The 18,104-nt window shown below is 73.6% G+C and carries 16 protein-coding genes; 11 read left to right on the top strand and 5 right to left on the bottom strand.

The genetic code is table 11. The features are described from left to right. Positions 1 to 274 precede the first annotated feature (274 nt). From ACH4FX_RS24010 to ACH4FX_RS23995, 4 genes are all read left to right on the top strand, one after another. Positions 275 to 787 carry a helix-turn-helix domain-containing protein gene (locus ACH4FX_RS24010; RefSeq protein ID WP_398482113.1) on the top strand — a complete coding sequence of 171 codons (513 nt, stop codon included), beginning with the start codon at positions 275 to 277 and terminating at the stop codon, positions 785 to 787. A gap of 77 nt (positions 788 to 864) precedes the next feature. Then, positions 865 to 1,416, top strand: a complete 552-nt coding sequence (locus tag ACH4FX_RS24005) for a toxin (protein WP_398482111.1) — start codon at positions 865 to 867, stop codon at positions 1,414 to 1,416. Positions 1,417 to 1,460: 44 nt separating this feature from the next. After that, the gene (locus ACH4FX_RS24000) at positions 1,461 to 2,744 is read left to right on the top strand and encodes an MAB_1171c family putative transporter (RefSeq protein WP_398482109.1); all 1,284 of its coding nucleotides are present in this window, start codon (positions 1,461 to 1,463) and stop codon (positions 2,742 to 2,744) included. Then, entirely contained in the window at positions 2,741 to 3,199 is a 459-nt protein-coding gene (locus ACH4FX_RS23995; protein ID WP_398482108.1) for an NUDIX domain-containing protein, read from the top strand. Before ACH4FX_RS24000 ends, ACH4FX_RS23995 begins: the two co-directional genes overlap by 4 nt. 50 nt (positions 3,200 to 3,249) lie before the next feature. Here ACH4FX_RS23995 and ACH4FX_RS23990 read toward each other — a convergent pair whose 3' ends face one another. Continuing rightward, positions 3,250 to 4,239, bottom strand: a complete 990-nt coding sequence (locus ACH4FX_RS23990) for a helix-turn-helix transcriptional regulator (protein WP_398482106.1) — start codon at positions 4,237 to 4,239, stop codon at positions 3,250 to 3,252. 93 nt (positions 4,240 to 4,332) lie between these two features. Here ACH4FX_RS23990 and ACH4FX_RS23985 point away from each other — a divergent pair, with 93 nt between their 5' ends. After that, positions 4,333 to 4,731, top strand: coding sequence for a VOC family protein (locus ACH4FX_RS23985; RefSeq protein ID WP_398482104.1), 399 nt, complete (start codon positions 4,333 to 4,335; stop codon positions 4,729 to 4,731). Positions 4,732 to 4,798: 67 nt separating this feature from the next. Here ACH4FX_RS23985 and ACH4FX_RS23980 read toward each other — a convergent pair whose 3' ends face one another. From ACH4FX_RS23980 to ACH4FX_RS23970, 3 genes are all read right to left on the bottom strand, one after another. Further along, positions 4,799 to 5,269 carry a hypothetical protein gene (locus ACH4FX_RS23980; protein ID WP_398482102.1) on the bottom strand — a complete coding sequence of 157 codons (471 nt, stop codon included), beginning with the start codon at positions 5,267 to 5,269 and terminating at the stop codon, positions 4,799 to 4,801. A 47-nt stretch (positions 5,270 to 5,316) separates the two neighbouring features. Next, entirely contained in the window at positions 5,317 to 7,092 is a 1,776-nt protein-coding gene (gene ctaD / locus ACH4FX_RS23975) for a cytochrome c oxidase subunit I (protein WP_398482101.1), read from the bottom strand. A gap of 285 nt (positions 7,093 to 7,377) precedes the next feature. After that, entirely contained in the window at positions 7,378 to 8,115 is a 738-nt protein-coding gene (locus ACH4FX_RS23970) for a response regulator (protein ID WP_398482099.1), read from the bottom strand. A gap of 418 nt (positions 8,116 to 8,533) precedes the next feature. On the opposite strand from ACH4FX_RS23970, the gene ACH4FX_RS23965 reads away from it, so the two are divergent. From ACH4FX_RS23965 to ACH4FX_RS23945, 5 genes are all read left to right on the top strand, one after another. After that, positions 8,534 to 9,988 (top strand): globin domain-containing protein, encoded by a 1,455-nt coding sequence (locus ACH4FX_RS23965; RefSeq protein WP_398482097.1) that lies wholly within the window; start codon positions 8,534 to 8,536, stop codon positions 9,986 to 9,988. Beyond that, complete coding sequence (locus tag ACH4FX_RS23960) at positions 9,985 to 11,562, top strand: protoporphyrinogen/coproporphyrinogen oxidase (RefSeq protein ID WP_398482095.1); 1,578 nt, start codon at positions 9,985 to 9,987, stop codon at positions 11,560 to 11,562. The genes ACH4FX_RS23965 and ACH4FX_RS23960 overlap by 4 nt, the downstream gene beginning before the upstream one ends. Positions 11,563 to 11,799: 237 nt before the next feature. Beyond that, the gene (locus ACH4FX_RS23955; protein ID WP_398482094.1) at positions 11,800 to 12,174 is read left to right on the top strand and encodes a hypothetical protein; all 375 of its coding nucleotides are present in this window, start codon (positions 11,800 to 11,802) and stop codon (positions 12,172 to 12,174) included. A gap of 203 nt (positions 12,175 to 12,377) precedes the next feature. Next, entirely contained in the window at positions 12,378 to 13,763 is a 1,386-nt protein-coding gene (locus ACH4FX_RS23950; protein ID WP_398482092.1) for a cryptochrome/photolyase family protein, read from the top strand. Between the two features lie 248 nt (positions 13,764 to 14,011). Continuing rightward, complete coding sequence (locus tag ACH4FX_RS23945; RefSeq protein WP_398482090.1) at positions 14,012 to 15,037, top strand: hypothetical protein; 1,026 nt, start codon at positions 14,012 to 14,014, stop codon at positions 15,035 to 15,037. A 79-nt stretch (positions 15,038 to 15,116) separates the two neighbouring features. Here ACH4FX_RS23945 and ACH4FX_RS23940 read toward each other — a convergent pair whose 3' ends face one another. Then, positions 15,117 to 15,962: a class I SAM-dependent methyltransferase gene (locus ACH4FX_RS23940; RefSeq protein WP_398482088.1), complete on the bottom strand. Its 846-nt coding sequence runs from the start codon at positions 15,960 to 15,962 to the stop codon at positions 15,117 to 15,119. Positions 15,963 to 16,031: 69 nt separating this feature from the next. Between ACH4FX_RS23940 and ACH4FX_RS23935 the strand changes: the two genes are divergently transcribed. Further along, positions 16,032 to 17,900, top strand: coding sequence for a prolyl oligopeptidase family serine peptidase (locus tag ACH4FX_RS23935; protein WP_398482086.1), 1,869 nt, complete (start codon positions 16,032 to 16,034; stop codon positions 17,898 to 17,900). Positions 17,901 to 18,104 lie beyond the last annotated feature (204 nt).

Genomic DNA, 18,104 nt, shown 5'->3' with positions numbered 1-18,104 from the left:
CAAGGTAGCCAGGTCGTTCACGCGAGTCAACAGCGCTGAAAGACGCCTGACAGGAGCTGACTCGGCATCACAGAGTTGTAGTTCCCACCCACTTGTCGACGTGGCCGAAGCACGGTGTACCGGAACCTTCCGGTCTTACTTCCGGCCACCGTCGCGCACTAGGATGTCCCACCTTCGGACCTGCCTGTACCGGCTCCCCCACGCTCCGCGATCGGCGCAGGCCCAAGGCCGTTCGGAGAGCCGCGACGAAGCGGCGGACGACGGCGTTTCGTCAATGCGTGAGTTTCTCCACGAGGAAGAGAGGGGTGAGTCCAGCATCGTGCAGCACACCCAGGAGGGCAGACCCGACAGCTTGGCCGCCAAACTCAATTACCTTTTCGAGCACACCGTGCTGCCGGACGAGAGCCCGCCGTCCAACCGCCAGGTGGCCGCGTCGATCAACGCGTCGGCCGGCGAGCAGATCATCTCCCACTCCTACATCTCCCTGCTGCGCAACGGGCACCGCGACAACCCCACGTTCCGGCAGCTGGAGGCCCTGGCGGAGTACTTCGACGTCAGCCCGGCCTTCTTCCACAACGACGAGATCACCGCACAGGTCGTGGCGGGGCTGAAGTTCCTGACCTCCCTGCACTCCGGCGATGTCAGCGCCCTGGCGCCGCGCGGGGTGCGCGCCGACGGGCTGTCCGCCGAGATGCTCGCCTACGTCAACGAGGTCATGGCGGAGATCAAGCAGAGCGGGCTGCCCGCGTCCGTACCGCCCGCCGCCGAGCCCCCGCCCCTCTCCTGACCCCGCCGTACGCCCGTCACCGTTCGCCCCGGGTGGCCGCCCGCGCCCGCCGCCCGGCCACCGGTCCCAGGAGTCCCATGCTGAAGCGCGGCCGTCCCTCGCGGCGCAGCATCCGCCGGGAGTGCAAACGCCACCTGGCCGAGATGCCGCTGCCCGACCCCTTCAGCATCCCGGCGTTCGTCCGCGCGATGGAGCGGGCCCGCGGCCGGCGGATCGTCCTCCTGCCACTGCCGCCGAGCGCCCACACACCGGACGGGGCCTGCGGGTTGTGGGTCAAGCTGCCCGAGGCCGACCTGGTCTTCTTCCAGCGCGGCGTCACCGCGGGCCACCAGGACCAGATCATCCTGCACGAGCTGGTGCACGTCTGGGAGGACGACGCCGGGGCGGTGGACCATGCGTACTTCCAGCGCTTGTTCCCCGCCGTCGGCCCCCGGCTGCTGGCCAAGTTCGCCGACGGCCTGCCCGTCACGGGCCGTACCGGTTACGACAGCCCGCAGGAGCAGCGCGCGGAGATCCTGGCGGACCTCATCCAGCTGACCGCCCGCACGCTCCGGGGCCGGCCCGCCGACACTCTGGGCCGCTTGGAGGAGAGCCTGTCCCATCCCGTCGGCCGCCGCCGTCCGTGCTGAAGGAACCCCGTAAGGCCCCGAACGAACGCTGAAGGAACCCCGTTGTGATCGACTCCCTCACCTACGTCGTGGCCGGTCTGCTGCTGCTGACCGCCGTATGGCGGCTTCCCTCGGCCTTCCGCGGCGGCAGCCGGCGCACCCTGTGGGGCGTCTTCGCGGCGTTCGCCACCGCATGGCTGCTGAAGACGCCCCTGGTGGACGGCCTGGTGTCGCGCACCGGCGTCAACGATCTGTCCAGCCTGCTCAAGCACACCGTCGCCATTGTCGGCATCTGCTCCCTGCTGCTGTACGCCACCGCCATGTACGGCAGCGCGCGCCACGAGGGGCCCGCGCCCCGCGATGTCCGCGTCGCCCGGTTCGTGATGCGGGTGGCCGTCAAGGCGTCGTTCGCCACCGTCTGCGCGATGGCCGCGCTGTTCTTCTTCGCCATCGACCGCAGCCGGCCGACCGAGCACTTCCTCACCGGCCACGCCGGGGACCTCGGCCTCACGCTCTACATGGGCGTGCTCTACCTCTACATGGGGTCGGCCGCAGCCGTGTGCGCCTACCAGTGGGGCAACGCCGCCCGGCGGGCCCGGCGCTCGCTGCTGCGCACCGGGCTCACGCTGATGGCGGCGGCGATGTGCCTCGCCGTCCTCTACGCGCTGCTGCGCACCGCCTACCTGGCCGCCGTCACGGTCACGCCGCCGACCGCCGGGTTCGCGGCCCTCCAGGAGACCGTCACCGACGCCGTCCAGCTCGTGCTGTTTCCGCTGCTGGTGCTCGGCGTCGCCGTCCCCGCGACCCAGGCCGCGGTGAACCGGTGGCGTGCCCTGCGGGCCCTGGCCGACCTCCACCCGCTGTGGTCCGCACTGGCGCGGGCCGTGCCCGACCACGTCCTGGACCCGCCCAGCGCCCTGCTGCCCGGCCGCCGTTGCGCCCCCGCGCTCAACCGCTGCCGCGATCTGCTGCGGCTGACCGCGCCCGTCGAGGTACGGCTGCACCGCTGCGCCACCGAGGTCCGGGACGCCCTCCGCGACCTGCGGCACTACGTGCCCGACGACCTCATCGACCGGGCCGCGGCCGTCGCCGGGGCCGAGGGCCACCACGGGGCGCGGGCGCGGGCCACCGCGGAGGCGTACTGGATCGGCTGCGCGCTGGCGGCCAAGGCCGCCGGGGAGCGGCCGTCCCGGCCCGCGGCCGGGTTCACCTCCGGCGCCGACGGCAACCCGGACGGCGAGGTCGCCTGGCTGCGCGCCGTCGCGTGCGCCCACCGCCGGCTCGACCTGGACGCCGTACGGTCGCTGGCCGCCGTACGGCCGCTCGCCCGGCCGGAGGCCACGGCATGAGCGCCCCGCCGTCCCCCGCCATCGACGTCCACCTGATCCTGCGCCGCGCGGACGACGTGTTGCTGGCGCTGCGCCGCGGCTCCTACGGGCACGGCCGGTGGGCGCTGCCGTGCGGCAAGCTCGAAGCGGGCGAGCCGGTCCCGTCCGCCGCCGCCCGCGAACTGGCCGAGGAGACCGGCCTCGTCGTGCCGCCGGAGCGGCTGCGCCTGGTCCACGTGGTGCACGCGGTCCGCGACGACGGCCGCCCCGGGCAGCACCTCGGGTTCTTCTTCCACGTCCCGCACTGGGACGGGGAACCGGCCAACCTCGAACCGGACAAGTGCGCGGAGCTGCGGTGGTTCCCCGTCACCGCGCTGCCCGGCGGCCTCCTCCCGTACTCCGCCGCCGGCCTCACCGGCGCCCTGGCCGACCCCGGCGGCATGAGCCTGTACGGGTGGCCGCCCGGCGCGCCCTAGGTGTGCCATCTTGGCGCGCCCTAGGTGTGCCATCTCCTGGTTCGTCGCGGTCACGCCCGGCGTGCGTAGGACGCGAGGCGGTCGGCGAGCGCGGTGACGCGGTCGCGCAGTTCATCGGGGCGCTCGATGACGAACGGCCGGTCGAGTGAGGCGAGTACCGGAGGCAACCAGTCGAGCCGCTCGGCCCGCAGCTCGACGCGCAGCCAGCGCTCGGCCGCCCGGTCCTGGTCTGCCGCGGGCTCGTACTCCTCCAGGCGCGCGACACTGGCGGGAAGGTGGGCGCGGATCTGCTCCACTGTCCCGTGGATCCGCAAGGTCACCTCATGCCGGTACTCGGCCGTGGCGAACGCCGACAGCACGCGCTGGGCGGGACCGGGGCCGTCCGGCGCTTCGAAGGAGCCGGGCAGGGTCCGCGCGTCTGCGATGCGATCGAGCCGGAAGGTCCGGTCCTCGCCGGTCCGGGCGTCCTGGCCCGTGACGTACCACCGGCCCGCATGGGCGACGATCCCGTACGCGTGCAGCGTGCGTTCGCTGCGCCGTCCGTCGCGGTCGGTGTAGCGGATCGAGGCCGGCCGGTGGTGGCACACCGCATCGGCGATGGTGAGCAGAACCCCGGCGTCCGGGGTGTCGAACTCACCGGGCCGTTCCGTGAAGGCGAGGGATTCCAGCAGTGTGTCGAGCCGGCGGGCGAGGTGCTGGGGCAGCACCCGCCGGATCTTCGCCGTCGCCGTCTCGCTCGCCGTGCGCTCGGCCGTCGTCAGCCCTGCCCGGCGGCCGGCGAGCAGGCCGAGCAGCACGGCCAGCGCCTCGTCGTCGCTGAGCATGAGCGGAGGCAAGCGGTACCCGGGAGCGAGCCGGTACCCGCCGTAGCGGCCGCGCACCGATTCCACGGGCACGTCCAGGTCGATCAGCTGGCCCACATACCGCCGTACGGTGCGCCCTTCGACGCCGAGCCGGTCGGCGAGTTCGGCCACCGTCCGGGTGCCGCCCGACTGCAGCAGCTCCAGGAGTGTCAGCACGCGGCCGGTGGGACGGGGCATATCCGCAGCCTAACGCGAATACAGGACCGATTCTGTCCCCTATTCCACCTAGCCTCCGGCGTGCACGCCTTCAGCACAGCCAAGGAGATTCCCATGGAGTTCGTCTCGATCCGCATCATCACCGGCGACGTGGCGCGCCTCGTCGAGTTCTACGAGCGAGCCACAGGGGCGCGGGCGACGTGGGCCACCGAGGAATTCGCCGAACTCAGGACCGCGGGCGGCACCCTCGCGATCGCCGGCACCCGCACCGTCCCGCTGTTCGCCCCGGGCTCTGCCCGCCCGGCGGACAACCACAGCGTGATCACCGAGTTCCTCGTCGACGACGTGGACCGCGTCCACCAGAACCTGACCGGCTTCGTCACCGACTTCGTCAACGGGCCCACCACGATGCCCTGGGGCAACCGGTCGCTGCTGTTCCGCGACCCCGACGGCAACCTCGTCAACTTCTTCACCCCCGTCACCCCGGCGGCCATCGAAAAGTTCGCACGCTGACGCCACGCACCGCCGCTCAAGCGGGAGCCCCGGGACCCCAGGACTCCCGCTGAACACGCCCCCACACCTAGGCCAGCCGCCCCCGGTCCCGGGCACGGCCCCGGAGACGCCCCGGGTGCCGGGCCGGACGCGGGGCCGGACGCGGGGCCGGACGCGGGGCCGGACGCGGGGCCGGACGCGGGGCCGGACGCGGGGCCGGACGCGGGGCCGGCGGGTGGCCCAGGTGGAGGGCCGACCAGCGCTGTGCCTCCTCCCGCTGCTCCCGGGAGCGGTGGCAGGCGGCGACGATGCGGACCGCCGCCGAGGCGGTGCTGCCGGTGGCCACCGTGGCGGCCAGGGCGGGCCAGGCGGCGGCCAGGAGGAGGAGCACCGCCAGCACGGCGGGGGTGGCCCACAGGATCAGGCACGAGACGGCGGCGATCCGCAGGGCCAGCGGGCGGTCGGGGCCCGCGCGCAGGTCGAGGAGGGCGGGCAGCCACCAGACGCTGCCCGCGGCGGTGAGGACGGCGGCGCCCAGCGCCAGGACATCGGTGGACATGGGGTTCCTGATTCCGGGAGGCGGCGGGACGGGACGGGGGCGACGGGTCAGTTGTGGGCCGCTTCGAGCGCGGACACCTCCGGATGGTGCAGGTCGAAGGCCGGGGATTCGCTGCGGATGCGGGGCAGCGAGGTGAAGTTGTGGCGGGGCGGCGGGCAGGACGTGGCCCACTCCAGGGACCGGCCGTAGCCCCAGGGGTCGTCGACCTCCACCTTCTTGCCGTACTTCGCGGTCTTCCACACGTTGTAGAAGAACGGCAGGAAGGACAGGCCGAGCAGGAACGAGCCGATGGTGGACAGGGTGTTGAGGGTGGTGAAGCCGTCGGCCGCGAGGTAGTCGGCGTACCGGCGGGGCATACCCGCCGCGCCGAGCCAGTGCTGGACGAGGAAGGTCAGGTTGAAGCCGACGGTGAGCGTCCAGAAGGTCAGCTTGCCGAGCCGTTCGTCCAGCATCTTGCCGGTGAACTTGGGCCACCAGAAGTGGAAGCCGGCGAACATCGCGTACACGACCGTGCCGAAGAGCGTGTAGTGGAAGTGCGCGACGACGAAGTAGGTGTCGGAGACGTGGAAGTCCATGGGCGGCGAGGCCAGGATGACGCCGGTCAGCCCGCCGAAGACGAAGGTGATGAGGAACCCGGTGGCCCACAGCATCGGGGCCTCGAAGGACAGCGACCCCTTCCACATGGTGCCGATCCAGTTGAAGAACTTCACCCCGGTCGGCACCGCGATCAGGAACGTCATGAAGGCGAAGAACGGCAGCAGCACACCGCCGGTCACGTACATGTGGTGCGCCCACACGGTGACGGACAGGCCCGCGATGGAGATCGTCGCGGCGATCAGGCCGATGTAGCCGAACATCGGCTTCCGGGAGAAGACCGGGATGACCTCGGAGACGACGCCGAAGAACGGCAGCGCCAGCACGTACACCTCGGGGTGGCCGAAGAACCAGAACAGGTGCTGCCACAGCAGCGCGCCGCCGTTGGCCGCGTCGAAGACGTGCGAGCCGAACTTGCGGTCCATTTCGAGGGCGAACAGCGCCGCCGCCAGCACGGGGAAGACCATCAGGATCAGCAGCGCGGTGAGCAGCACGTTCCAGGTGAAGATCGGCATCCGGAACATCGTCATGCCGGGGGCGCGCATGCAGATGATGGTGGTGATGAAGTTGACGGCGCCCAGGATGGAACCGAAGCCGGAGAGCGCCACCCCCATGATCCACATGTCGGCGCCGACGCCGGGCGAGTGCACCGCGTCCGACAGCGGCGCGTACGCGAACCAGCCGAAGTCGGCGGCGCCCTGCGGGGTGAGGAAACCGGCCGCCGCGATCAGCGAACCGAACAGGAACAGCCAGTAGGCGAGCATGTTCAGCCGCGGGAAGGCGACGTCCGGGGCACCGATCTGGAGCGGCATCAGCCAGTTCGCGAAGCCGGTGAACAGCGGCATCGCGAAGAGCAGCAGCATCACCGAGCCGTGCATCGTGAACGCCTGGTTGAACTGCTCGTTCGACATGATCTGCGTGCCGGGCCGGGCAAGTTCGGCGCGCATCAGGAGCGCCATCAGGCCGCCGACGAGGAAGAAGACGAAGGCGGTGACGAGGTAGAGCGTCCCGATCTGCTTGTGGTCGGTGGTGGTCAGCCACTCCACCGGGAAGCGGCGGCGGACCGGGGAGGCGTGCGGGATGCCGGGGGCGGGGCCGGCCGGGCCCGCCCCGCCCCCGTGCCCGTCCGGGTCCCGGTGGGTACCCGGCTCGGTGGCGGGCCGGGCCGGGGCGCCGGAGCCGCCGTGCGCCCCGGGGTCTGTTTGCGTACGTGTATCCGAACCGTCCACCGGGTCTGTGTCCTTCACCTCTGGCGCATGACTTGAACTCGCCGGGAAGAGCCTTCAGCACGGGGGAGAGAGACCCGGCTCTTCCCGGCCACACCAGCTTCGGTGGCGGCACCTTTGGCGCCATAGGGCCGTGCGGGCCGGGACGGAGGCCGAGGGTCCTCTCCGGAACGGCCGGCCGGACCACCGAACGGCGCGGCCGGACAGGGACGTTGCGGAGGGGGATACGCGTATAGGAACGGCGCGGGGCGGATCACCTCCGCTCCCGCGCCGTCGGCGCGCCCGTCCCTACCGGGCGCCGCGCTGCTCCTGCTGTCCCCGGATGCGCCCGGCGATCACCGCGGCCTGGACGCGCCGCCCCACCCCCAGCTTGGACAGGATCGTGGAGATACGGTTCTTCACCGTCTTCTCCGCGAGGAACAGCCGGTCCGCGATCTCCCGGTTGGTCAGCCCCTCGCCGATCAGCTCCAGGATCTCGCGCTCCCGGGGCGCCAGCCGGTCCAGTTCGGACTGCGGGGACGCCTCGGCCTGCTGCGGGGCGCGCAGCCGCGCCATCACCCGGGACGCCGTGCGCGGGTCCAGCATCGACTTGCCGGCCGCCACCGTCCGTACCGCGTTCACCAGGTCGGAGCCGTTGATCTGCTTGAGGACGTATCCGGCCGCGCCCGCCATGATGGCGTCGAACAGCGCCTCGTCGTCGTCGAAGGACGTGAGCATCAGACAGGCCAGTTCCGGCATCCGGGCGCGCAGTTCACGGCAGACCTCGATGCCCTCGTGGTCGCCGCCCGCCGACTCGCCGCGCTCCCCCAGCCGTACGTCGAGCACCGCCACCTGCGGCCGTACGGCGGGCACCCGGGCCAGCGCCTCGGCCCCGCTGGACGCCTCCCCCACGACCTCGATGCCGTCCTCCGCGTCCAGGAGGTCGCGCACGCCCCGGCGGACCACCTCGTGGTCGTCGAGGATGAACACGCGCAGGGGCGGTGCGTCGGGACCGGTGGGCCCGTTGGACCCGGTGTTCTGGTTCATTCGGCTCTCGATCTGTCGGCCGGGGGCGCGGGACGCCGGTCCGGGCGGGACGGTCCGGCCGGCGGCCGCCCGGGCCCGGTGGCCCGGTCACCGCCGTAACACCCAGTATCCCCGCGCGCGTTGGGCCCCCGTCCGGTGGGGGCCCGGGGGTGACGCGCGCGAGGGGGTGCGCAGGGCATCACACACCCGGCCGGCGGTCCCCCGCGAGGGCCGGAAGTCCTGGGGGAATAGGGCCGTTCGGTCTCCTTTGCCCAGTGCCATACTGGCGCGCCCCATCCCCTTCAGGAGGTCCGCTCATGCCACGCCTCGCGTCGTATGCCCGCACTGCCCGGGCGCTCCGCGCCGTTCCGGCCCTCCCGGTCTCCCCCTCCGCCCCCGCTCCCGCCCCGGCCGCCGTCACCGATCGGGCCGTGCGCTCATGAGTACCGTCAACGACGATTACCACGCCCTGCTGGCCCGTCACGAGGCCATGCGGCTGCGGCGGCGCATCCTCTCGCCGCGCCCGGAGACCGAGTCGGCCGCCCCGCAGCGGCTGGCGTCCGGCTCGGCGGGCGGCCCTCGTGCCATCGCCGGGCCCGCGAGCGCCTCCGGGTCCGGGTCCCCCACCCGGGACGCGGCGGACCTCGATCCCGCCTCCTACGACGGCGCGGCCGACCAGCGCGTCATCACCGAGTACCTGGAACTCGTGACGCCCTTCGGGGAGCTGATCACCCATCTCTACGAGGCGATGTTCCGGCGGTGGCCCTACCTGCGGTCGCTGTTCCCCGAGTCGATGGAGTTCCAGCGCGCCCATCTGGCGCGCGCCTTCTGGTACTTGATCGAGAACCTGCACCGGCCCGACGACATCGCCGAGGTCTTCGGGCGGCTCGGCCGCGACCACCGCAAGCTCGGGGTGCGTCCGGTGCACTTCGAGGCGTTCGAGGCGGCGCTGTGCGAGGCGCTGCGCCGCACGGCGGGTCCGCGCTGGGCCGACGCCGTGGAGCAGGCGTGGGTGCGGATGCTGCGGTTCGCCGTGGCGGCCATGGTCCGCGGTGCCGAAGCCGCCCTGGCCGAACCGCCGTACTGGCAGGCTACGGTGACCGCGCACGAGCGGCGCCGCCCGGACCTCGCGGTTTTGCGAGTGCGCACGAACGAGCCGTATCCGTACCGCGCCGGGCAGTTCGCGGCCCTGGAGTCGCCGCTGCTGCCGCAGGCGTGGCGGCAGTACTCGATCGCCTGCGCGCCCCGGCCCGACGGGGAGCTGGAGTTCCACGTACGGCAGACGTGCACCGGCGGTGTGAGCGAGGCCCTGGTGGCGCGCACCCGGACCGGTGACACGCTGCGCGTCGGCCCCGCGCGCGGGTCGATGACGCTGGACGACGAGCTGGCGAGCGATCTGGTCCTGGTGGCCGCCGACACCGGCTGGGCGCCCGTGAAGGCGCTGCTGGAGGACCTGTCCGCGCGCCGCCGGCACCGGAACGTACGGCTGTTCCTCGGCGCGCACAGCTTCGCCGGCCTGTACGACGCGGGGCCGCCGTCCGAGCTGGAGCGGCGGCGGCCGTGGCTGCGGGTGACGCCCGTGATCGGGGGGCGGCCCGGCACCGCCTTCGGACCGGACGGGGACGGCTGCGACGCACTGGCCGAGGCGGTGGCCGAGGCCGTGACGCGGCACGGTGACTGGTCCGGGCACCTGGCGTACGTCAGCGGCCCGACCGCGGTGGTCGAGACGACCGTCGCGCGGCTGACCGCCTCCGGGATGCCGGCCGGCAGCATCCGGCACGACCCGGTCTCGGACATCCTGCGTCCGTCCCCCCGCACCGCGACCGGCGGACCGGCCGTGGTCCGCGGGGGCACGGCACCGGCGGGCACCGCGTTCGAAGGAGCCGGATCATGAGCGTGCCGACGACCTCAGCCGCCGTACGCGCCGGGGCCGGGCACCGGCCCGACCGTGCCGCCGCCCGTGTCACCGGGGCTTCTCCCGGCACCGGGGTCACCGCCTCGTCCGGATCGGCCGCCCCCGCCGGGCGGGCGCTCGCCCAGCACGTCGTCGTCATCGGCGGCGGCATCGCGGGCCTCGCCGCCGCCCACCGGCTCACCGGCGCCGGTCTGCGCGTGACGCTGCTGGAATCCACCGGCCGGCTCGGCGGCAAGCTGCGCTCCGGCGAGATCGCCGGAACACCGGTCGACCTGGGCGCCGAGGCACTGCGCGTGCCCCGGCCGGAAGCGGTGGAGCTGGCGCGGGAGGTCGGCCTGGGCGACCGGCTGCGGGTCCCGGCCGCGACGGACGCCGCGCTGTGGACACGGGGCGGCCTGCGGCCGATCCCGAGCTGCCGCGGCCGGGACGTCCTCGGCAGGGCCCGCACGGCCGACACCTACGAGGTGTCCCTGCGGGCCGCCGTACCGCAGCTCTTCGAGGCCGCGCGGCGCGACGGCGCGCTGCTCACCGGCGTACGGAGGGTGCGGCGGCGGACGGCCGAGCAGCAGCGGCACCTCGCCGAACAGCGCACCGCGGAGGAACGGCGGCTGGCCGCGGAGCGGGAGATCGCCGAGGAACGGCGCGTCGCGGAGCAGCGGCGGATCGCCGACCGGCCGCGCTCGGGGCCGCTCGTGCCGCGGCCCCGGCCCGAGTTCGCCCGGCCGGGCCCGGGGGCGGGCCGGGCGGGTGCCGGGGTGGCGCACACGATCCCGGACCTGTCCCGCGGCGGCCCCGACTACCTGGGGCTGGACGGGGGCGCGGGCACCCTCGCGAGCGCCGTGGCCGACGCGGTACGCGCCGCCGGCGGGGCGATCCTGCGCAACACCCCGGCCCTCGCGCTGACCCGCTCCGCGTACGGCTGGGAGGTGCGCACCGCCGCCCGCACCCTGCTGTGCGACGGCCTGGTGCTGGCGACCCCGGCCTGGTCCGCGGCCACCCTGCTCGCCGCCGAGGCGCCGCTCGCGGCGGCCGAGCTGTCCGAGGTCGCGTACGCGTCGATGGCGCTGGTCACGATGGCGTTCCGGCGCTCGCACCTGGAGGGGCTGACCGCGTTCGACGGCCGGTGCGGCTTCCTCGTACCGCCGGGGGACGGGCACACCATCAAGGCGTCCACGTTCCTGACGCGCAAGTGGGACTGGCTGTCGGAGCGGGCCAAGGACCTCTTCGTCCTGCGCACGTCCATCGGGCGGTACGGCCAGGAGGAAGTCCTCTACCTGGACGACGCCGACCTCGTGGGCGCCGCGCTGCACGACCTGGCCGAGGCCACCGGGCTGACCGCGCGGCCGGTGGCGACGGACGTGACCCGGTGGATCGGCGGGCTGCCGCACTACGCGGTCGGGCATCCGGCCCGTGTGACCCGGGTCCGCAACGGGCTGTCCAGGCTGCCGGGGCTGCGGCTGTGCGGCGCCGCGTACGACGGGGTGGGCGTCGCCGACTGCGTGGCGAGCGGGCAGCGCGCGGCGGACGAGATCATCGCCACGGCCGCCGCCTGACGGTGCGGGCCGTGCGTCGCGCGCTCACGTACGGCCGGGAGGTGCCGGTGGAGCCGGTGGAGCCGGTGGACAGCGCGTCACCGACGCCGGCCGCCTCCCCTGATGGAGCGTCACCATCCGGCCAGTCGTGCCAAGATGAACTATGCGGCCGCCGCGGTGCGCTCCTGGTGTGCCGGGAAGTCTGGCCGGCGGTCTATTCGGCGTGCGAGCGGGCCCGAGCGTCCGGGGCAGGTGGCCATGGCAGGCATCGATGAGACGCTGCGGGAACTGGTACAGCTCAAAGGCGTACTCGGCGCTTCGGTGGTCGACTACTTCAGCCGTCTCACCCTCGGCGCGGTCGGCGATCCGGCCGGCCCGGACCTGGAAGCGGCGGCGCGCGGGGACACCGACGTGGTGCGGGCGAAGCTGTTCACCCTGGAACTCCTCGGCTACCGCCCCGAGCGGGTCGAGGACATCCTGATCACCCTGGACGACGAACTGCACCTCATCCGCCCGCTCACCCGCCGCAGCTGCCAGGGCATCTTCGTCTACCTCGTCCTGGACCGGGCCAGCAGCGACCTGGACACCGCGCGGGACCGCCTGCGGCAGGTCGAGACGGAGCTGGACGTCTGAGGCGCGCGCCGCCCGGGGGCGCGGGGCGCCACCGTGTTCACGGGTCCGCCACCGGGCGCACTGTTCCGCCAGAACGGGACGGAAGGGGACAGAAGGGGACAGAAGGGGAAGAGGAGGGGAGAGATGCGGAGGGAGCGGGCGGTACCCCCTCCGCATCTCTCCCCCTTCCCCTCTCTCCCCCACACCCCGCCCGGGAGCACCCCATGCCCGCTGTCTCGATCGCTCTGTTCACCTCCGACCTGCGGGTCCACGACAACCCCGTGCTGCACGCCGCCGCGAAGAGCGAGGACGGCGTCGTGCCGCTGTTCGTCGTGGACGACGGCGTACGGGCCGCGGGGTTCGACGTGCCCAACCGCCGCGCGTTCCTGGCCGACTGCCTGGCGGACCTGGACGGCGCGCTACGGGCCCGCGGCGGCCGGCTCGTCATCCGTACGGGAGACGTCGTCGAGCAGGCCGCGCAGGTCGCCGCGGCGGCGGACGCCCGGGACGTGCACATCGCGGGCGGTGTCAGCGCGTACGCGCACCGCCGGGAGGAGCGGCTGCGGCGGGTACTGGAGGCCGACGGGCGGCGGCTGCACGTGCACGACGCGGTGGTCACCGCCCTCGCGCCGGGCAGCGTCACCCCGGCCGGCCGCGATCACTTCGCGGTCTTCACGCCGTACTTCCGCCGCTGGCAGGCCGAGCGCCATCGCGACGTGCTGCGGGCGCCGCGGCGGCTGCGGGTCCCCGACACGGCCGGTTCCGGGCCCGTACCGCGGCGCCACGACGTGTCCGGGGTGTCGCCGGGGCTGGCGGCGGGCGGCGAGACCGAGGGCCGCCGCCGGATGACGGCGTGGCTGCGCGGCCCGCTCGACCGCTACGCGCAGCGGCAGGACGACCTCGCCGGGGACGCGACGTCCCGCCTCTCGCCGCATCTGCACTTCGGCACGCTGTCCGCCGTCGAGCTGGTCCACCGTGCGCGCGAGGCCGGCGGGGAGGGGGCCGGCGCCGCGGCCTTCGTACGGCAGCTGGCCTGGCGGGACTTCCACCACCAGGTGCTCGCGGCGCGCCCCGCCGCGGCGCACGCCGATTACCGGGCGCGGCGCGACCGCTGGCGCCGCGACGAGCAGGAGGCCGAGGCGTGGCGTACCGGGCGCACCGGCTATCCGATCGTGGACGCGGCGATGCGGCAGCTCGCCCACGAGGGGTGGATGCACAACCGCGCGCGGCTGCTGACCGCGAGTTTCCTGACGAAGACGCTGTACCTGGACTGGCGGCTCGGCGCGGCGCACTTCCTGTCGCTCCTGGTGGACGGCGACCTCGCCAACAACCAGCTGAACTGGCAGTGGGCGGCGGGCACCGGCACCGACACCCGCCCCAACCGGGTTCTCAACCCGCTGGCCCAGGCGAAGCGTTTTGACCCGGACGGCGCGTACGTGCGGCGCTGGGTGCCGGAGCTGGCGGACGTACCGGGCCTGGAGGGCGGCGCGGTCCACCAGCCGTGGAAGCGGACGCGCGCCGCGGGGCGGGCGGGGCCGGACTATCCGGATCCGGTGGTCGACCTGGCCGACGGCCTGGCGCGGTTCCAACGGGCCCGCGGTCTCGACTAGGCGATGGGCCGGGTGTCCGGACCTGTAGGTGGCGGGTTCGGGTCCCCGGTCCTGGAGGCCGCCGGGCACGCGGCGGCGCGCGTACCAGGAGCCCAAGGAACCCAGCGGCCACAAAGCCCCCTATGCCGCTCTTGGCCGGGTATCGCGGATGGTTCCGGTCAATCGACCGCTCCGCGTTCTCGGCCCGCGTTCCCGTGGCTAGCCTGTGCGCCGACCTGCTCCACTCGTACGCACGAAAGAGAGCGATCATGGTCGACATCCCCACCACCCCCGGCATGGCCTGGGACGAGGTCACGTCCCTGCACGGGCAGATCGTCGGCAACCCGTCCGTGGCCCCCAACGCCGACGGCCGGCTGCAGGTGTTCGCCCGCGGCAAGAGTGAACAGGCCCTGTGGACGATCTGGCAGAAGCGCGACGGCGGCTGGAGCGACTGGGAGAACCTGGGCGGCGTGCTGGGCAGCGAGCCCAACGCGATCCGCGGCGTGGACGGCCGGATCTCCGTGTTCTACAAGGGAGCGGACGGGCACCTGCACCACGTACGGCAGGGGGCCGTCAACGTCGGCTTCAGCCCGGACGACATCCTCGTGCGCAACATCGGCGGCGACCCGGTCCCCGCCATGAACGCCGACGGACGCCTCGACGTCTTCTTCCGCGGCACGGACACCCAGCTGTGGCACGTCTACCAGCAGAACATCGAGTACGAGAACTGGGTGGCGCCGTCCAGCCTGGCCGGCGGCGTCCAGGGCAACCCGGCGGTGGCCCGGGCCGGCGACGGCAAGCTGGAGGTCTTCCACCACAGCACCAACGGCAACCTCTACGACAACCAGCAGAAGGTCCCCGACTCCAGCGACTCCTGGAGCGGCCACTTCGAGCTCGTACGGAACATCGGCGGCGGCGTCGAGGCCGGTCTCGACTCCGACCAGCGCATCCAGGTGTTCTTCCGCGGTACGGACACCCAGCTGTGGCACATCCAGCAGAAGGCCGGGTACGACTCCTGGACCTCGGCGTCCAGCCTGGCCGGCGGTGTCCAGGGCACCCCGGCGCTGGCGCGCGCGGCCGACGGGCGGCTGGTGGTCTTCCACCACAGCACCAACGGCCACATGTACGCGGCCGAGCAGTCGCGGATCAACGGCGTGGACTGGAGCGGCCACTTCGAGGTGGTGCGCAACGTCGGCGGCGACCCGGTGATCGGCATCAACCGCGACAGGCGGCTGGAGCTGTTCTTCCGCGGCACGGACGACGCGCTGTGGCACCGGCCGCAGAAGTTCGTCTGATCCCGCACCGGCGGGGTGCGCTCCGGGGCGGTGCGTGAGCCTTGCCGGCGGGGTGCGCTCCGGGGGCGAAGCGTGAGCCTTACGGGCGCGTCGCCTTCAGCGAGTACATGAGCGGGACGCGGGGGCGGTCGGCGGGCAGCCGGTAGTAGCCGTCGTCCCCGCGTTCCAGCGAGCCGAAGCGCTGGAACATCGTCATGTCGTGCTCGTGCAGGAACTCCAGGCGCAGGCCCGCCGCGGCCAGCGCGGAGACCACGTCGCCGAGGGTGTGCTGCCATTCGACCCGGCGGTTGTGGACCGTGCGGGCCGAGAAGTCCGTGTACGTACCGGGGCTCTCGTCGATCCAGGCGTCGCGGCTGAAGTAGTCGTGGGCGATGCGCGAGCCGCTCTCGTCGTCCAGGGCGTCGGTGAGCGGGTGGAACTCGGCGAGGTAGAGGAAGCCGCCGGGCGCGACGAGCGAGGCGGCCGTCTCGGCCCAGCCGCGGATGTCCGGGAGCCAGCAGAGCGCCCCGAGGCCGGTGTAGACGATGTCGTACGCGCCGGGGGCCGTGGCGGAGGCGGCGACGGCCGCGGGGGCGTCGTACACGTCGGCCGTGAGGAAGGTGGCGCGGTCCGGGCCGATGCCGAGCTCGGCGGCCAGGGCGCGGGCGGCCTCGACGGCGGGCTCGGAGAAGTCCACGCCGACCACGTGAGAGGCGCCGCGGTGGGCCCAGGACAGGGTGTCCTGGCCGATGTGGCACTGGAGGTGCACGAGCGTCCTGCCGGTGACGTCGCCGACCTCCGCCACCTCGAAGTCGCGGATGACGTCCCGGCTCCGGCGGAAGCCGTCCTGGTCGTAGAAGTCGCTCGCGAGGTGGAGGGGAACCCGCTCGTCCCACATGGCCCGGTTGGCCGCCCGCCAGTCCTCAGGTCCCGTGTGCGTCAGCATGCGCCGAAGTTATCCACAGGCTGGGGGCCGTGTCAGCGGATTTTCTCCGACCCTGCGCAGAATGGGGCCATGACTGACGAGACCACCAACGCCAACACCGACGCTTCCGGGGCGGGCGCCCCGGGGGCGGCCGGCTCCCCCACGGCCGTGCCGGACTGGGAGAAGCGCTTCCGGGCGCCACGGGTCGGCCTGCCCGAGTGGGCCGAGGACGCCCCGGACCGTTCCCTGTTCGTCTCGAACGCGACCGGCACCTTCGAGCTGTACGCCTGGGACCGGTCCAGCGGCGAGCAGCGGCAGGTCACGGACCGTCCGAACGGTACGACGGACGGCACCCTGACGCCGGACGGCGAGTGGATCTGGTGGTTCTCCGACACCGACGGGGACGAGTTCGGCGTCTGGATGCGGCAGCCGTTCGGCGGCGGCGCGGACGAGCCGGCCGCACCGGGGCTGGAACCCTCGTACCCGGCGGGCCTGGCGCTCGGCCGGGACGGCACGGCGGTGATCGGCCGCTCCACGGACGAGGACGGCACCACCGTCCATGTCGTACGGCCCGGACAGCAGCCGGTGGAGATCTACCGGCACCGCGAGTCGGCGGGTGTGGGCGCGCTGTCGCACGACGGTTCGCTGATCGCCGTCGAGCACACCGAGCACGGTGACGCGATGCACTCCGCGATCCGCGTGGTGCGGCCGGACGGCTCGACCGTCGCCGAACTGGACGACACCAAGGGCGGCACCGAGGAGCTGGGCCTTTCGGTGATGGGCTTCGCGCCGGTGGACGGCGACTCCCGGCTGCTGGTGGGGCACCAGCGGCGCGGGCGCTGGGAGCCGATGATCTGGGACCCGCTGTCCGGCGAGGAGAGCGCCCTGGAGATCGACCTGCCGGGCGACGTGGCCGCCGACTGGTATCCGGACGGCTCGGCCCTGCTGGTGGAGCACGAGTTCCGGGCGCGCGCCGAGCTGTGGCGCTACGAGCCGCTGACCCGGACGCTGACCCGCGTCGAGACGCCCGCCGGGACGATCTCCGGGGCGACGGCGCGGCCGGACGGCGCGGTGGAGTTCCTCTGGTCGTCGGCCGCGCAGCCGCCGGAGGTGCGTTCCACGAGCGGGCGGGTCGTCCTGGACCCGCCCGGCATGAAGGCGCCGGCGTCGGTGCCGGTGACGGACGCGTGGGTGGAGGGCCCCGGTGGCACGGTCCACGCGCTGGTGCAGCGGCCGGCCGGTGATGGCCCGTTCCCGACGGTCTTCGAGATCCACGGCGGCCCGACGTGGCACGACAGCGACGCTTTCGCGTCCGGGCCCGCGGCATGGGTGGACCACGGCTTCGCCGTGGTGCGGGTGAACTACCGCGGCTCGACGGGTTACGGCCGTGCGTGGACGGACGCGCTCAAGCACCGCGTCGGGCTGATCGAGCTGGAGGACATCGCGGCGGTGCGGGAGTGGGCCGTCTCCTCCGGGCTGGCCGACCCGGAGCGGCTGGTGCTGTCCGGCGGCTCGTGGGGCGGCTATCTGACGCTGCTCGGGCTGGGCACCCAGCCGGAGGCGTGGGCGCTGGGCCTGGCGGCGGTCCCGGTGGCGGACTACGTCACGGCGTACCACGACGAGATGGAAGCGCTGAAGGCGATGGACCGCACGCTGCTGGGCGGGACGCCGGAGGAGGTCCCGGAGCGCTTCGAGGCGTCCTCCCCGCTGACGTACGTGGACGCGGTGCGCGCGCCGGTCTACATCTCCGCCGGCGTCAACGACCCGCGCTGCCCCATCCGCCAGGTGGAGAACTACGTCGACCGCCTGAAGAAGCGCGGCCACCCGCACGAGGTGTACCGCTACGACGCCGGCCACGGCTCGCTGGTCGTCGAGGAACGCATCAAGCAGGTCCGCCTGGAACTGGACTTCACGCGCCGGTACCTGGGGCTGGGCGGGGACGGGGAGATCAGGGAGTAACCGCTGAGGGGGTGGGGGCGGGGCGGGGTGGGGCGGGGGGGGGGAGGGGGAGGGGCCCCGGAAGAGCCGCCCCCCCCCCCCCCCCCCCCCCCCCCCCCCCCCCCCCCCCCCCCCCCCCCCCCCCCCCCCCCGGGGGCCCGGCCGGCCCCCCCCAACCAGGAGGGCGGCCCCACGACGCCCACCCCCCCACACGGGGCGTAAGGG

Source organism: Streptomyces sp. NPDC018019 (genome assembly GCF_044327805.1).
Classification (GTDB): domain Bacteria; phylum Actinomycetota; class Actinomycetes; order Streptomycetales; family Streptomycetaceae; genus Streptomyces.
This window is presented reverse-complemented; position numbering and strand designations above follow the sequence as displayed.

Excerpts from the sequence above, each read along its gene's own strand:
- ACH4FX_RS24010 (WP_398482113.1), top strand. The coding sequence starts at position 275 with ATGCGTGAGTTTCTCCACGAGGAAGAGAGGGGTGAGTCCAGCATCGTG.
- ACH4FX_RS24005 (WP_398482111.1), top strand. The coding sequence starts at position 865 with ATGCTGAAGCGCGGCCGTCCCTCGCGGCGCAGCATCCGCCGGGAGTGC.
- ACH4FX_RS23995 (WP_398482108.1), top strand. The coding sequence starts at position 2,741 with ATGAGCGCCCCGCCGTCCCCCGCCATCGACGTCCACCTGATCCTGCGC.
- ACH4FX_RS23990 (WP_398482106.1), bottom strand. The coding sequence starts at position 4,239 with ATGCCCCGTCCCACCGGCCGCGTGCTGACACTCCTGGAGCTGCTGCAG.
- ACH4FX_RS23985 (WP_398482104.1), top strand. The coding sequence starts at position 4,333 with ATGGAGTTCGTCTCGATCCGCATCATCACCGGCGACGTGGCGCGCCTC.
- ACH4FX_RS23980 (WP_398482102.1), bottom strand. The coding sequence starts at position 5,269 with ATGTCCACCGATGTCCTGGCGCTGGGCGCCGCCGTCCTCACCGCCGCG.
- ACH4FX_RS23970 (WP_398482099.1), bottom strand. The coding sequence starts at position 8,115 with ATGAACCAGAACACCGGGTCCAACGGGCCCACCGGTCCCGACGCACCG.
- ACH4FX_RS23965 (WP_398482097.1), top strand. The coding sequence starts at position 8,534 with ATGAGTACCGTCAACGACGATTACCACGCCCTGCTGGCCCGTCACGAG.
- ACH4FX_RS23960 (WP_398482095.1), top strand. The coding sequence starts at position 9,985 with ATGAGCGTGCCGACGACCTCAGCCGCCGTACGCGCCGGGGCCGGGCAC.
- ACH4FX_RS23955 (WP_398482094.1), top strand. The coding sequence starts at position 11,800 with ATGGCAGGCATCGATGAGACGCTGCGGGAACTGGTACAGCTCAAAGGC.
- ACH4FX_RS23950 (WP_398482092.1), top strand. The coding sequence starts at position 12,378 with ATGCCCGCTGTCTCGATCGCTCTGTTCACCTCCGACCTGCGGGTCCAC.
- ACH4FX_RS23945 (WP_398482090.1), top strand. The coding sequence starts at position 14,012 with ATGGTCGACATCCCCACCACCCCCGGCATGGCCTGGGACGAGGTCACG.
- ACH4FX_RS23940 (WP_398482088.1), bottom strand. The coding sequence starts at position 15,962 with ATGCTGACGCACACGGGACCTGAGGACTGGCGGGCGGCCAACCGGGCC.
- ACH4FX_RS23935 (WP_398482086.1), top strand. The coding sequence starts at position 16,032 with ATGACTGACGAGACCACCAACGCCAACACCGACGCTTCCGGGGCGGGC.